Here is a 1,752-nt window from a genome sequence, read left to right as displayed (position 1 = left end):
GTCGGGGCAGGGGCGGGAGCCGAGGTGCTGGCTGTGCTGATGCGCAGGCGGTTTGGGACAAAGGCTCCAACGGTCGCCGCCTGGTGCGCCATGCTTGCATGGAGCGAAGGTACCGACGCCAGCTACCGGATATGGACAGAGGCATTCAAGCTGGTGCGTCACGCCAAATAGCTAAAGTCGGTGGTGCCGCTTCTGCTGATCCTGGCCATCTTTGCTCCACGTCCTTACTCAATCCCGGGATTCGGGGATACCGCTCGTTTCTGCGCCGACCTATCAGAGCTCGTGCCATAGAACAGGACGAGCACAATGACGCCGGATTTCTCACCGACGCACGCACATACGTGGACCAGAGCAAATCAATCCCGTGGGGCGGGTCGTGGATTTGTGCACCCTCGCCGAACTCTGCACATCGACCGGCGCCGCCGAGTCGCCACCTCTTACCGCGACGCCGGCGCTAAGAGGGCATTTTCGGCGCAGGTCATCGACGATGTGCGGTCAGGACAACATCGGGACAAAAGACCGAACATCCTCCAGTGGCAGTCTCCCTAAAATCAGCAGTCACGTCCCAACGAACTCATTACCAATCAACGAAAAGACATGCCGGTCAACACGGGGCTGCAAGAACACGTATCCATGATGGTATTCAGATCAAACATCTCAACGATGATCGCCAGCCATCGTCGTCGTCGGCGTTGGGCTTTGGCGCTGGCCGCTCCTTTGCAGGCTCGCAGTCGCAACGGGCTGATAGCACGCGGCCTTGGCTTTGGGCTTAGCGCGGCAAGATGGCTGCAGCGGCGAGCAGCACTGCGCCTGATCGATGCGGTGCCCGCGAACAGCGAGGAAGCCACCGAGAAACTCAACTACATAATGGCCTTCCTGATCGCCGACGGTACTGACGTCCACCCGGAAGATATCGACAAGGTAATCCATACGCTGAGACGAACTCGGTTCGACGCAAAGGCCCACCTTGATCGCAATGTTTCCTCCCAGAATGCCCAGACCTCCCTGCCTGACGAAACTTGGCCTCCATTGGCGGGGACGGGGAGGTGGAACGGCGAGCAAAAGGGGTACCTCTGACGGTCGATCCCGTGCGCCCGCGTGCATGTCACATCCCGTAAATGCGATCCCGTCGCAGAAAACCGGCTGCCGAGATTGCTGCCTTGAGATGGAGAGGGTAGGTGCCGCTTTGGGGCGCGAGCGCTAAAGTAACGCCTTCACTGGGCCGGCGGCTGAGCAGCTCCGGATTGTACTGCTTGAGGCAACCGATGAGGGCGCCCCCTTCTCCTATGTCGCAGGCAGCCGGCTCATGGCTACCGATTGGGAGGCTCGGGTCCATCAAGTCCACAAAAATCTCAGAATGATTTCAAGGGTCGTGTCCCACAAGGTGATGTAGCTCGGCGGTTTTGAAGCCGCTCGTGACTCGAACACGCGACCCCCATCATTACGAAGAATGAGATTTGAGAGGGGTACGCCAACCGCTTTCGAGCTAGATGTGGATGTTCGGGCTAGCGCTTGTTTCATCGGCTGTGCCTTCCGCCGCGTGAGCGTGAAAAGAATCTCATGACACATCTCCATTCGGCGAGGTCCTACCGCGGCGGTAATGTGAGCTTCGCCGCAAGAACCCGTGCCTTTCATTCAAGGAAACGACGTGAGTGAAGAATTGGCCGCTTGCGGTAACAGATTTTCAAGGTTAACGAAATTAGCCTGCAGTCATCATCAACGGACACTGGCTTAGCCACGAACAGATGACGC

1 protein-coding gene is annotated in these 1,752 nt (G+C 58.3%); it reads left to right on the top strand.

Going from position 1 to position 1,752, the window contains the following annotated elements; translation table 11 throughout:
* The first annotated feature begins 597 nt into the window (after nt 1–597).
* Nucleotides 598–1,077: a hypothetical protein gene (locus F3H98_RS30845; protein WP_149764800.1), complete on the top strand. Its 480-nt coding sequence runs from the start codon at nt 598–600 to the stop codon at nt 1,075–1,077.
* Nucleotides 1,078–1,752 lie beyond the last annotated feature (675 nt).

This window comes from Neomesorhizobium albiziae (assembly GCF_900114255.1).
Taxonomy (GTDB): Bacteria; Pseudomonadota; Alphaproteobacteria; order Rhizobiales; family Rhizobiaceae; genus Neomesorhizobium; species Neomesorhizobium albiziae.
The sequence above is the reverse complement of the archived record's forward strand: the minus strand, read 5'-3'. Positions and strand labels throughout refer to the sequence as shown.